Below are 14,509 nucleotides of genomic sequence, written 5' to 3'. Positions count from 1 at the left end.
TGTTTGCTAAAGCGAAAAGTTTTCAAATTCAGGCGTCATCTCAAAGTCACCTGCACGCTCAATTTCTGTATCAAGCTGCATTTGCTGGTGCCATTTCGACTCATCCCAAATCTCAAATTTATTTAATAGCCCTATTAGCATGATCTTTTTCCCCAAACCAGCGTAGTTACGTAATGCCGGAGAAAGTAAAATGCGGCCATTCTTATCTAATTGGTACTCAGTGGCGTGCCCAACCAGCATGCGCTGCAATCGACGCGCTCTTGGATTCATACTGGAGAGCTTTACAAGTCGAGCGGCAATTTCATCCCACTCGCTGCGAGGGTATAACCAAAGGCATGGTTCGTTAATCGCAATAGTGCAAATCAGCGACCCCTGTTCTTCAGACAAAAGCGGTTGGCGATACTTAGTTGGTATCGCAAATCGACCTTTATCATCCAAATTTAGCGCACTTGCACCTGAAAACATGGAGCGACCAACCTCTTCGTATTTTTAACTCTTTAGATCCAATTTGATCCACAAAAAACCACTTTTTCCCACTAACTCACAGTCTATGACTTGAGGTGTATTTTTGTCAAGCCGAAAGCTCAGCCATAAATATCAAAAAACCCAGATAAAATGCGGCTTTGCTGAAAGCCTATGAAATGCTTGAGAAAACCTGAAAAGGCAGGAATAAAACTTTTTTATAACAAAAAATTCATCTATTTTTCGCACTTTAAAGATTTTATAAGTGTGACTTTTCGACTGGCTGTGACATACAAAATGTGTTTCATCTTCTTGTACAAGGATTAATCAGTTAAATTCATCGCTAAACTTGGCGCTAGGCTGGATTTTTTATAGAATTAAGAGTCTTGCTGTTGTAAATCACCGAGCGTTATTATTTTAAATTTATCAATACCACGTCGCTTTAATCGCTTACTCTTTTTGCTTTGCCTGCCAGGCTTAGCCGTGATCCTCTTTCTGTTACTCGAAGAGCGTACGGATATTTTAAAAGAGCATGAGCAACAAGCGCGTGCGCTCGCATTACAGATCTCATAGCTGCAACGCGCCGATCTCAACGCAACCAGAAGATTACTCTCTCAATTGGCGAAACATGATGAACTGCTTAAAGCCATTAATGGCCAATGCAGTAGCCTGCTTACTCATGCCAGTTTGATCACACCGAACATTGCCAATATTGGTTTGATTGTTCAGAATGGTGATGTGTTATGCACAGTAAAAAACATCAATCAAAGCATAAACATAAAAGATAGACGTTATTTTCAAAACGCTTTAAATACACAGCAGTTCGCGATTGGTCAGTTTCAGGTTGATCGTTCAATTAACCGCTTAACCGTCAATTTTGCGATGCCTGTTTTTGATCGTCACGGCAACTTAACTCATATACTTGCTGTAGCTAAATTACTAGAGCAATGGAGTCAAAGCCTAAACCAGTTGACTCTGCCTGCTAACTCTCAAGCGATTATTACCGATGCAGATAACAATATTGTTGCCAATTACCCGTTTGACTATGCGCAACTCGGCCAACTTGCAAATGAGCATTGGCCCAATATGCACTTTCAAGGGGTTTTACAATTTGAAGCCCCAACAGGTGAGCGCAGAATTTATCTACGACAACATATAGTCGAAAACAATTCGAATAGTCAGCTCTCGCTGCATTTATCTATTCCCTTTGAGCATGCCATTGACGCCGCAAATCGCAAAGTCAGCCTGATCTTTACTTTATTTATTGCCGCGCTGTTACTTATGTTTTGGCAAGCACGTAAACAGCTCAATAAGTTGCTCCTACAGCCCTTAAAATCACTCCAAAATGCACTAGATGCTTTTGCGAAAGGAAACAAAACTTGCTTTCAACAAACTGGCTTATCTCCTGAGTTTAAAAGTATCGCGAGCAATTTTGAAAATATGGCAACCCAAAGGCTCACCGCTGAGAATGCGCTCGCACATAAACATGCCGAATTAGCTAGCCTGATCCAGGCGTTACCCGATACCTATTTGCGTATTGATAACGAAGGTAAAGTATTGGCGTCAAATGTCACCTTTTCGAGCCCGCCCAAGCATATACTCGATCTACTGCCTCAGCAGAGCTGTGATCAATTACTTAACACCTTGCAAAATCATTCTCTCAGTGACACAAATCAATTTGAATTTACTACGCAGGTCGATGGCAATCTACATACCTTTGAAGCACGAACTAACCTCTTAGATACCCATCAGCAAGCCATTATAGTGCTGCGTGATATTACAGCGCGTAAGCAACAAGAAGAAGCGATGAAGTTAGCAGCCATGGTGTATAAGAACTCGAGTGAGGGAATGACCATCACCGACGCTAACGGTATTATTTTGGATGTAAACCCCTCTTTCGAAAAAGTCACCGGCTACTCAAAAGCTGAAGTCTTGGGTAAAAATACCGCATTACTGGGCTCAGGCAAGCACACAAAGCAGTTTTATGACGACATGTGGCAGCAGATCCAATCTAAAGGTGCGTGGCAAGGTGAAATCATCAGCAAGCGTAAAAACGGAGAGCTTTTCACTGAATGGTTAACCATTAATTCTGTGTATGATAAAACAGGACAAGCCTATCAAAGAATTGCTATTTTCACCGATATTAGTGAAAAGAAGCGTCAAGATGAACTAATTTGGCGACGTACACATTTCGATCAATTAACCGAACTTGCCAACCGTTTAGAGTTAAAGCGTCACTTAAAGCAACAGCTCAGTGATGGCCATTCATTGGCTATCTTATTACTCGATCTTGACCACTTTAAAGATATCAATGATAGCTTAGGCCATTATCATGGCGATAAATTACTTTGCGAAGTGGCAAATCGCCTCAATCAGCTTGCAGGAAAATGTAGTTTAATTTCTCGAATTGGCGGTGATGAATTTGTCTTAGTCATATCTGGGCAAGTTGAACATCAGAAGCTTTTACAGATTAGTGAGCAGATACTAACTATACTCAAGCCAGCTATTTTTATTGATGAAGAAACCTGCCACATCAGTGCCAGTATTGGTATTGCTACAGCACCTAAAGACGGCAATACCAGCGGTTTACTGTTAAAAGCAGCTGATCAAGCCATGTATTTAGCCAAGCAACAAGGCCGAAACGGTTTTGCTTTCTTCGATGCGCAAATGCGCGAAGCAACTGAGCAGCGAATGTTATTGCTCAAAGACTTGCGTATTGCGATACAAAAACAACAGTTTGAGCTTTATTTTCAACCGATTGTAGAGATGTCATCTCGCAAGGCTGTCAAAGCAGAAGGACTGATCCGATGGCGGCATCCTGACAAAGGGATCATTAGCCCAGCCGTGTTTATTCCCCTTGCTGAAGAAACACAACTGATACTAGAAATTGGCGAATTTATTTTTGCTTCAGCTTGTCGCATTCAAAAGAAACTCCTGTCAGCGAATCAACAAGTACAATTAAGTATTAACGTTTCACCAATACAGTTTTCCTCTAAACATAGCCGTCTGGTTGATTGGAAAACACACCTGGATGAACTGTCTTTAAATGCTGAACAATTTGTCATTGAGAGCACCGAAGGTCTAATGATGAACGCTCAGCAACGAACTCAATCGCGTTTAAGTCAATTATCGAAGCAAGGCTTTGCACTGGCACTCGATGACTTTGGAACTGGTTACTCTTCACTGGCTTATCTGAAACAAATGGATACCGACTTCATAAAAATCGATAAACGCTTTGTGGATGGTATTGCTGAGAACGAAGATGATTTAGCACTGTGCGAAGCAATGATCATGATGGCACATCAACTTGGCTTAAAAGTCATCGCTGAAGGTATAGAAACCGAAGCACAACACCTGCAACTACTGGCTGCGGGGTGTGATTATGGGCAAGGGTATTATTATGCTAAACCTATGCCTGAAAAAGCTTTTTTAGATTTTATGCTGAACAAGCACAGACATTCGTGATTCGTTAATAATTAAGCCAAAAGTAATGACTGAAAACGACTGAAAACGACTGAAAACGACTGAAGTATTTATACCAATCCGCTTAACTAAGTGGTCTATTTTGAGGCAAGAAAACCTTGTTGATAGCACCGCTCACGCGTCCTGCTATCGCTGAGGTACCTACATCCATGTAGGCAAGGCAAATATTTCGTTATTTAGTTGTTCTAAATGAGAAATCTTTAACGCAGCTATCATCAGCTTTAATCCCTCAAAATGATTAAGTGTTAGTGCGGATTGGAATTACGCATTCAATAAACGTTTTAAAAGCACCATTAGCTGATCTATTTCTATTGGCTTGCCTAAGTGCGCTTTAAATCCAGAGCTTAAATACATTTTGACGTCTTGCTCCATAACATTCGCAGTTAAAGCCACTATTGGTAAATTAGGTGAATGCTCTTTTATAATTTTACATGCCTGAACGCCATCCATTTCAGGCATTTGAATATCCATCAAAATAAGATCATAGTGCTGACTCTCAGCCATTTTAGTTGCAATCAAACCATTTTCGGCAAAAGAAACACCAGCATGAGTAGGCCCTAACATGGCATTCAACACCAAGCGATTCATCTGATTATCCTCGGCAACCAATATTTTAAACCCTCTCAGTTCAGGTAGTTCATTATACACTTCTTCATTGCGAACCATGTCAGCCGAAACCACCTTGAGCGGCAGAACAAGTGTAAATTCACTTCCCTTATGAAGTTGACTTTGCACTGAAATATCACCTTTCATCAAGGTCACAAGTTGTTTCGAAATAGCCAATCCAAGCCCTGTACCACCATATTTTCTAGTCGTCGAACTATCCGCTTGCTCAAACCGCTTAAATAGGCGAGACATTTGTTCATCAGATAAGCCAATTCCCGTATCTTTTACAACTATGCTTACTACATTACTCTCTTGGGCACTTATATAAATCCTTACTTCGCCCTCAGAAGTAAACTTTATGGCATTTGAAACTATATTTTCTAGTACTTGCTTAATACGCGTGTTGTCTCCATTTCTATATTGGCTAAATGATGGCTCTATTTCATAATCGAGCAGCAGCCCCTTCGTTTTAGCTGAATTAGCTTGATTTTTAACTACTTGCTCTATCAGTTGCTTCATAGAGAACGGCGCATATTCAATGGCCACTTTACCCGCTTCAAGTTTTGAAAGGTCTAAGATATCATTCAAAATAGCCAACAAAGACCGGCTTGAACCTAAGGCGTTGACGACTAACTCATAGTGTTTTTCACTTAAAGGAGATTTTAGCAATAACTGTAAAGTACCTAAAATACCGTTTAATGGTGTGCGAATTTCATGACTCATATTTGCTAAAAATTCACTTTTCACTTGATCAGCATGCTTTAATTCAACTACCAATTCTTCTAAACGTGCCGTTTGCTTATCAACTTGCACCCTTAACTGCTCATTAAAGCCCGCTAAGATCATAGTAAATGCCATTCCCATCGCAGCCAAGACAAGGCCTATAGTCAGCGTTAACCAACTTAACCAATCTTTACTACTATTTTCAAAACGCTCAGAACTCTCAAAACTGATTTTCCAACTGCGTCCAAACCAATCAATTTGATATTCACTTTTAAAGTGTAATTGATGAGAGCTATGAGCTATTTCAGGGGTATAGCTATACCAGATATCTTGCTTTGAAAGGTCACTGAGTGTGTAACTAAAGCTATGCTTATGCCGGCTATCAGATAAAAGCCGCTCAATGATTACATCGACCTCTAACACTACTTCACTTAACCCTAGTAATTTGCTGCTATCGTGTCGATCATAGACAGGGAAATACACCACATTTCCTGTTGCTTTATTCGTTTGTTGAGCCAAAACCAAAGGGGCGGTTGCGATTGGCTTTTTTAACTTAATTGCTTTTACAGCTGCAACACTTGCTACTGGGTGACTATAAATATCTAAGCCAATAGCGGGAGCATTAGCACGATAAGGAGCAATCAAGCTGATAGGTAGCAAAATATTTTCTATTACAACGCTGCCTGGCGCTTGCTTAATCTTTGCCCCAGAAATACCAGCCTGCTCTAATTTTTTTTGCCATTCAGGTACTTGATTAGTCTCAATATAGTCAACCCAGCCAAGGGCACGATATAATTCGAATTGGTTACTTAAGAAATGGCTATATTGTTCAAACTCGTTGATAGTTATTTTATGTCCTGTTTGCATTAATACAGCCAGTGCTTTAAGGTCATTTTCAACGGAGTTTTTCAATAATTGCATAGCAAGTAATTCTTGCTCTGTAATATTCACAAACTGATTTTTTAAATTATCGTAATACACACTGCGAGAATAATTAAAAGTCCAGCAGACGATAATAAATAGCACTGCAGAAGAAGCCAAGACCCAGGCTTTGTGGCTGACCTCAATGTACTGTTTACTTTTGAAAAGTAAAATACATAAAGGCAAGAAAAACAACACACCTACAGTGTCGCCTACCCACCAAGTAAACCACACAAATAGCAAGCTATCTAAATGAACAAAACCTTGTTGTAATAAACTCCAAGCACCTAAAGAAGAAGAGACAACACAGGCAAATGGGCCTGCTACTAGTAGCATTTTTACTAAAGTTTCAGCATGTTGTAAGTTCAGTGGAAAATAGCAAAAACGCTTGATAAGAGAATATGCAAAAATACATTGTAAAATAGTGCCGGCACTGCGTAACGCATTCCAAAAAAAGTTTGATAATTCAAAAGGGCTGGAAAAAAAACCAGAGTTATAGCTATTCACTAATAGTGTGCCGATAAACAGTGGCATTAAAGCAAATCGACCAAATGCCAACAGACACGCAATAGTGAAGCCTGCAGCTGGCCATATTGCACTGGCAAAACCAGGCTCTATATTGAATAATGTGCCAAACATGCCAAGCACAATGCAGCCTAGGGTGAGTGCAAAAAAATACACCCCTTTGGTTGCCAAAGAGGCGTCTTGAACATGTTCAGCTTTCAACATAATTATAAATAAAAAATCTCCAACATTATAAAAACATAGCATAACTTATATGACATAGACGTGTTTTATATCAAAGACAAAAAAGCAAATTGTATACAATATTTATTTCAGCTATTATCGCTTCTCCAATTAAGCAATCAGAACACCATCATGCGTATAACACTCGTTATTCTATGTTTGCTGGCCATACTTACTGGCTGTCAGTCAAAAACTCTCATTAGCAAAGAGGAAACCCCGATGACTCTTGATACACTCGCTGAGCAATATGTGAAACTAGCTTTAGCCGTTGGCGAGCATCATCCTTATTACATTGACGCCTATTACGGGCCTAGTGAGTGGCGTACAGGTGAAAAGCGTGCCTTAAATGAACTAAAAACTGGTATTTCAGCACTATTAGATGACTTAGCAAACACTCAAACGAGTGAAGCCATGGCGCAACGCAAAGCATTTTTACAGATCCAAACCAAGTCCATGTTGACGTTTATTCAAATTATCAACAACGAGCAAGTCAGTTTTGATGATGAATCACAGCGATTATACGATGCAATCTCACCGCATATTACTGAAGCCGAGCTAGATAAAGCGCTAGCTCAGTTAGATACTATGCTGCCTGGTAATGGTTCAGTAAGCGAACGCATGAATGTGTTTATTGACCAATTTGTTATTCCAAAAGACAAATTAGATGCCGTATTTAAAGCAGCGGTTGTCGAATCGCGTCAACGCACAAAAAAGTATATAGAGCTTGAAGAACAAGAAAGCTTTACCATTGAATATGTACAAGACAAGGTGTGGAGCGGTTATAACTGGTATCAAGGTAATAGCTTTAGTTTGATCCAAGTAAATACCGACTTTCCAATTTATATTGCTCGTGCAATCGACTTAGCAAGCCACGAAGGCTACCCAGGACATCATGTGTTCAACTCTCTAATGGAAAAACATTTAGTTAACGGCAAAGGCTGGATTGAATATTCTGTTTATCCGCTGTTTTCACCGATGTCATTACTCGCCGAAGGCAGTGCCAATTATGGTGTAGATGTGGTTTTCCCGCATGCTGAACGTATTCAATTTGAAAAAGATGTACTATTCCCACTTGCCGGTTTAGATGCCAGCAAAGTCGAATTGTACTATCAAGTACAAGCAGTGAAGCAACAGCTTTCGTACGCAGATAATATGGTTGCAAAACGTTATTTAGATGGTGAAATTAACGACAAAACAGCCATTGATCTGTTAGTTAAATATACCCTAGTTACAGAGAAAAAAGCCCAACAACGCTTAGGGTTTATCAATGCAAACCGTGCTTATGTGATTAACTATAATCTTGGTCAAGATCTGGTTAAAACCTACATTGAGAAGCAAAGTCAATCGGGTACGCAAGCTGAAATATGGGCTTTATTCAGTGAACTTCTTGCTAACCCTAAAACAGCTAGCATGATGCAATAGTCCGCCTTTAAACATGACCTTCTGAAAAGCAGTGACCAGCCAGTCGCTGCTTTTTCATTTTTATACCTTTTCAACTTCTTAAATATAAACTCCACCCTCACTCTTAAAGTACTAATACAAACTCACACTTTACAAAATAGTACAGTTGAACTATTTTAAAAATATAACACTTGTACTATTTTGGTATTTTTATGAAATTTAATTACTTTCACAGCAAGCAAACTCGTTTCGGGATCCACACTGTCACACGGGCATTATCTTCAGGAATAACAAGAGTCTCTCCCAAAATAAGTCTATCATTAGGAAAAAAGCTATTACTGAATCCATTTGGCAAAAGACACTATGAATTTCAGCGCTTGCAGCCTGATCAAACCCATCATTTAGAGACATCACTTGGCAAGGCGCATATTAGTATTTTTGGTAACAGCAATAAGCTTGTCATTGTCAGTCACGGCTGGGCTGATAATAGCTCTGGCTTCGAAGCTATAATTTGCAACTTACTGTCGTTAGGTTACTCCGTTGCTGCAATTGATCATGTTGCTCACGGTAAAGCGTCAGGCAAACACACCCACCTGCTAAATTTTATTGAAACGCTCACTACCACCATCCAATATTTCGAAGCAAACCAACACCAAATTGACGCTATAGTTGCGCATTCAATGGGGGCCGTTGCTACCTTAAACTTACCAGCCGAGTTATTAAAAAATAAAAAATTGGTGCTCATTGCTACGCCGATTAACTTTTTTGAATTGATGTTTGAAAAGGTAGATAAAGCTGGTATTTCGAAAAAGTTATTGACCCATGTATTGGAAAGCATCAGCCTGCAATTTGGCCGTCACTGGCAAAGCTTATGTCTCAGTCAGCACTTAGATAAACTCACTGATAATGCCTACTTTATTCATGACCAAGAAGACAAATATGCCTGCTATGATGCTGTTAGTCGTTATCTTGAGGCGCAAAAATCGAATCTATTTACCACCCAAGGTCTTGGTCACCGTCGACTTTTAGGTGATACTAAAGTTATTGCTCATATATCTCAGGTAATGACTTCTTGACCAATAAAGGCGAGCGTACGCGCAACGAAATTTTAAAACAAAGTATTAAATACAGCAGCCAATTCGGTTTAGCTGATGTCACGATTGGCAGCGTAGCAAAGCTATGTGCGCTGTCTCGTACAGGTGTGATCTCCCACTTCAACAACAAAGAAGATATGCAAATTGCCATTTTACAATATGGCGAAACGCTATTTATAGACAGAGTGATTACGCCTGCCCGTTGCGACGACCCTCTCTCTCATTTACTCAACTTACTTGATTGCTGGAGTACTTGGATCAACGACATGTTCAATGATCCAAAAATGAGCTGCCCTTTTATAAAAGCAGTTGTTGAGTTTCAGAATCGCCCTGACTCCGAAGTACGCAGTTTTATCATTGCCCAACAAGAGCGCTTATTGAGTTACTTAACCCACAGAATTGAACGCTGTATTGAACACAACAAACTCAAAGCAGATATTGCTAGTTCAATTATTGCCTACGAGCTATACAGCTTATATTTAGGGCATGCCATCACTAAATACACTTTGCCCCACAATGAAGCTGGAGACTTATTCAAAAACAGTGTGTTAAGACTGCTCAATCAATACAGATGATAAACGGCATTTTACTAGCTATGTAAATAAGTTGCTGCATTTAATATGAACGTGCTGTAATAGTTTACATTTAAAAATAAAACCTATTACATGCAAAGCTGGCCAAACAGCTAAAATGAAACTTCATAAGGGCGCGCTAGAAATGTTAAGTACAGAATTATTTATAGCCACTTTTTCAAGGCGCTACAAAATTGCATTACTGGTGATAGCACTGGCGATTACGGCATCATTCGTAATTTTAACTGAACAACAAACCAAGCAAAAAGACAGTGCTAATATAATCAATATTGCAGGAGAGCAGCGTATGCTTTCACAGCGAATTGCTCTGCTTATTTTTAATATACAAACCTCTCCTAAAAGCAATATTGATACTTTCACCAAGCTCCAACACGCTAGAAATAAGATCATTAATAATCAGAAGTATTTAGAAAAGAAACTACACCTAGTTGATATTGAGCTAAAGCAATTATTAGAGTCATACTTCTATGGTGACATAAAGCTTGTTGAACGAGTAGAAAAATACGCTGAACTAGCACAAGATATCATTAATAAAAAAAAGCAAACCTTTACAGAGTTTGAGCAATTTAATCGTGAACAGTTACTAATTGACTTACATCAAGTCGTCATACTTTTTGAAAAGTCTTCGGTTACTCAACAAATATCCTTACAACGTATTAATCTAGCCCTATGGCTATTATCTCTGCTTATTATTCTATTTTTAATTTTTGCTATTTTTAAACCCATGCAGCGCTGGCTATCTAAAACTTATCAAAAGCTTTTACTAGAAAGAAATCGAGTAAAAGATTTTCAATTTGCAATCAATAAACACTCAGTGGTTATGCGAGTAGATAAAGAAGCCAACTTTCTCTTTTATAACAAACAATTCATTTCACAATATGGTTATCATGAAAACGAGTTAATAGGACACTCAATTAGAACACTGCGCAGCGGGATTCATAGCAATACATTCTACGAAAAAGTACATTGTGCACTCGAGAATCGGGAAATTTGGCACGGTGAAATTTGTAATAGAGCCAAAGACGGTCATTTATATTGGTTTAACACAACAATCGTGCCACTCAGATATGTAAAAGGCCAAACTCAAAGCTCGATCATAATTCAAAACAATATTACCGAACAAAAGCGAACTGTTGAGGCACTTACCAAAATTCATACGATTACAAGTGATACGCAAATTACCACTGAAGATAAGATCCAAGAGTTACTCATTCTAGGTAGAGATATTTTTAATCTCTCTTTAGCTATGATAAGTGAAATAGACGAAGCACAAGATACATATCTAGTGCGTTACACTTCTATGCCTAATAATGTCATAAAACTCGGCTCACGGTTCAATCTTAAAGATACATATTGTGCACATACATTAAAAGCAAACCGAGCTATCGCATATCATGACGTATCACAAAGCGAGATTGTAAATCACTCTTGTTATAAAAACTTCGCACTCGAAAGCTATATAGGTTGTCCTCTGCTCGTCGCAGGAAATCTTATTGGCACTCTTAACTTCTCAAGTTTAGTTCCTTCTACGCATCCGTTCACAGAATCTGATTTAGAAATAATCCAATTACTGGCACATTGGATTGGTCACGAGCTGATGCGTGAAGAGCAAGAGCAAAAATTACTTTCTCAACAAGAGCTGATGACACAAATGAGTCAACAAGCCAAGGTTGGTGCCTGGGAAGTAAATTTGCTTTCCCAACAAGTCTACTGGTCTGAAATGACTAGGAAAATTCATGAAGTTAACGCACATTTTACACCTCAACTTGATACAGCTATTGAGTTTTATAAACCTGGTTATAGTCGAGAACGGATCAAAGAACTAGTAACTCAGGCAATAAAAACAGGAAAACCATATCAAGAAGAATTACAACTCATCACTGCTGATGGCAAGGAGATCTGGGTAGAAGCAAAGGGTCAAACAGAGTTTAAAAACAACCAATGTGTCCGCTTATTTGGCTCAATTCAAGACATAACGGAACGTGTAGAAGCACAGAAAAAACTTCAGTTGAGTAATCAACGTTTAGAATTTGTTATGGATTCGACAGGTGTTGGAATATGGGATTGGGAAATTGATTCTGGTGTCACCACTTACAATGAGCGCTGGGCAAATATCATTGGTTATCAACTCAGTGAGCTAGAACCTACTAATACGGTGACTTGGGTAAAATTAGTCCACCCTGAAGATTTTAAATACTCAGAACACACTTTGCGAGCCCATTGGAATAGAGAAGTCGATATTTATATATGCGAAATACGCATGAAGCATAAGCTAGGTCATTGGGTATGGATCCTCGATACTGGTAGAGTTGTTGAGTGGCATATTGATGGTTCACCAAAGCGGATGATCGGCACCCACCTAGACATCAGCGCTTCTAAGCAAGCGGAACAAGAGATCCAAGATAAAAACGACCGAATGGAACTAGCTGCAGATTCAGCCGGTATCGGAATATGGGATTACAACTTAGTAGACAATTCGCTGGCCTGGGACAGTTGGATGTTCAAGCTTTATGGGATATCTGAAAGCGACTTTACAGGGGCTTATAACGCATGGCAAAGCGGGCTTCATCCAGAAGATAAAACTAAAGTGGAGGCGCTTTTACAACATGCTATAGCTCATGATGAAAAGTTTGATACTCAGTTTAGGATTATTCTTCCAAATGGAGATATCCGGCATATTCAAGCCTCGGCAATCAACAAGGTAGACGCCAATGGTAATGTAACCAACATGATTGGGGTGAATTATGATGTAACCGATCAGGTTGAATATGAACTAGCACTACAAAATGCCAAAAACACTGCTGAGACTGCTGTTATTGCTAAAAATGACTTCTTAGCAAGTATGAGCCATGAAATAAGAACACCGATGAACGGGGTGATAGGTATGCTCGAGTTACTTAATGATGAGCACCTTAATGCAGAGCAGCTGCACAGAGTCAGCATCGCGCAAAATAGTGCCAATTCATTGCTCACTCTCATCAATGATATTCTCGACTTTTCTAAAATTGATGCCGACAAATTAGAACTTGAATATATTCCTTTCGATCTCAAAACTATGATGGGAGAGCTTTGTGAGTCATTTGCCATGGCTACAGAAGCTAAAAGCCTTGAGCTAATATTAGATACCACTAAATTACCCAACAGAGCCATCATAAGTGATCCCGGTCGGATCCGACAGGTCTTAACAAATTTAATCGGTAATGCAATTAAATTCACTCATAAAGGCGAAATACTTGTATCAGCGCAGCTAAACACAATGCAATTGGACGATTTAGAGCTCATATTAAAAGTCAAAGATACTGGCATCGGCATAGCACAAGAAAAACAAGTACATATCTTCGAAACATTTAGTCAGGCAGACTCCTCTACCACTCGTAACTATGGTGGTACAGGTTTAGGCCTCGCCATTGTAAAAAAACTCTGCAAGCGAATGGGAGGAACAATTACTTTAGAAAGTATTCCTAATGAAGGCAGCGAGTTTACTTGCAGCCTAAGAGTATCAAGTGAGGAAACTAGTTCATCAACATTACCAGATGTCGATATCTCATCATTAAACATTTTAGTAGTTGACGATAATGCTACGAATAGAGAAATTTTAGAAAAACAGCTTGTCCAATGGGGTGCCAAAGTTACAACCTGCCCTGACGGTAAATCAGCCTTGCTCTGCTGTAAACAAAAAATACAAGCGCAAGCACCCCCATTTGATGTTGCCATACTTGATATGCAAATGCCGAACATGGATGGTGCTGAACTTGCTACTCAGTTACAAAGCATAAATGGCTGTGAGGCAATGCCGCTCATTATGATGACTTCGATGCAAACGCGTGGAGATGCCCAATATTTTGCAGATTTAGGCTTTAAAGGTTACTTTCCTAAGCCTGCAACAACACATGATTTAGTCAGCGCATTAAAAGTACTATCTGATAATGGCCAGCCTCTTGCTCAAGCCACGCCATTAATCACACATCATTATATAAACGAGTTACAAAAAAATGAGCCTACTAGTAATGGCTTGGAGGCCCCAGAAACATTACCAGATTGGCAAATATTATTAGTAGAAGATAACCCTGTGAACCAGATTGTTGCTAAGGGCGTGCTCAAGAACTTAGGGTTAACATGTGATAGCGCCGAAAATGGCTTTCAAGCACTCAGTAAATTAAAAGCGCGAAGCGAGTCATATGACATTATTTTAATGGATGTACAAATGCCTGAAATGGATGGTTTTCAAGCTACCAAAGCAATTCGAAATGGTGAAGTCGGCAAACTTCATCAACACACAGCAATTATCGCCATGACAGCAAATGCTATGAAAGGTGATAAAGAAAAATGTCTTGCGGCAGGCATGGATGAGTACATAGCTAAACCTATTAGCCTTGAAGCACTGAAAAACAAGCTTTTAACTACCCTCAAAAGTTAATTGTCAGAATATATGAAAATAATAACGCCCACGTAATGTGGGCGCTTTGAATACATAAAATA

The 14,509-nt window shown here is 39.3% G+C and carries 7 protein-coding genes; 5 read left to right on the top strand and 2 right to left on the bottom strand.

What is annotated here, in order from left to right; translation table 11 throughout:
• Positions 1–6: 6 nt before the first annotated feature.
• A complete protein-coding gene (mraZ, locus tag CWB72_RS05105) occupies positions 7–465 on the bottom strand; it encodes a division/cell wall cluster transcriptional repressor MraZ (protein WP_058028651.1) in 459 nt (152 codons plus the stop codon).
• 615 nt (positions 466–1,080) lie between these two features.
• Here mraZ and CWB72_RS05100 point away from each other — a divergent pair.
• Positions 1,081–3,927, top strand: coding sequence for a bifunctional diguanylate cyclase/phosphodiesterase (locus CWB72_RS05100; protein ID WP_138629663.1), 2,847 nt, complete (start codon positions 1,081–1,083; stop codon positions 3,925–3,927).
• A 279-nt stretch (positions 3,928–4,206) separates the two neighbouring features.
• On the opposite strand, the gene CWB72_RS20720 is transcribed toward CWB72_RS05100, so the two are convergent.
• The gene (locus CWB72_RS20720) at positions 4,207–6,924 is read right to left on the bottom strand and encodes an ATP-binding protein (RefSeq protein ID WP_212747876.1); all 2,718 of its coding nucleotides are present in this window, start codon (positions 6,922–6,924) and stop codon (positions 4,207–4,209) included.
• 237 nt (positions 6,925–7,161) lie between these two features.
• Between CWB72_RS20720 and CWB72_RS05070 the strand changes: the two genes are divergently transcribed.
• From CWB72_RS05070 to CWB72_RS05055, 4 genes are all read left to right on the top strand, one after another.
• Positions 7,162–8,364, top strand: coding sequence for a hypothetical protein (locus tag CWB72_RS05070; protein WP_138566169.1), 1,203 nt, complete (start codon positions 7,162–7,164; stop codon positions 8,362–8,364).
• Positions 8,365–8,555: 191 nt separating this feature from the next.
• Positions 8,556–9,419 carry an alpha/beta hydrolase gene (locus tag CWB72_RS05065; RefSeq protein WP_138566168.1) on the top strand — a complete coding sequence of 288 codons (864 nt, stop codon included), beginning with the start codon at positions 8,556–8,558 and terminating at the stop codon, positions 9,417–9,419.
• Positions 9,416–10,012: a TetR/AcrR family transcriptional regulator gene (locus tag CWB72_RS05060; RefSeq protein ID WP_138566167.1), complete on the top strand. Its 597-nt coding sequence runs from the start codon at positions 9,416–9,418 to the stop codon at positions 10,010–10,012. Before CWB72_RS05065 ends, CWB72_RS05060 begins: the two co-directional genes overlap by 4 nt.
• A gap of 115 nt (positions 10,013–10,127) precedes the next feature.
• Positions 10,128–14,447: a PAS domain-containing protein gene (locus tag CWB72_RS05055; protein WP_138629661.1), complete on the top strand. Its 4,320-nt coding sequence runs from the start codon at positions 10,128–10,130 to the stop codon at positions 14,445–14,447.
• The last annotated feature ends 62 nt before the right edge of the window (positions 14,448–14,509 follow it).

The sequence above is a fragment of the Pseudoalteromonas phenolica genome (assembly GCF_005886345.1).
GTDB classification, from domain to species: domain Bacteria; phylum Pseudomonadota; class Gammaproteobacteria; order Enterobacterales; family Alteromonadaceae; genus Pseudoalteromonas; species Pseudoalteromonas phenolica_A.
Note: the sequence above shows the minus strand (reverse complement) of the source record. Positions and strands in the feature narration are given on the sequence as shown.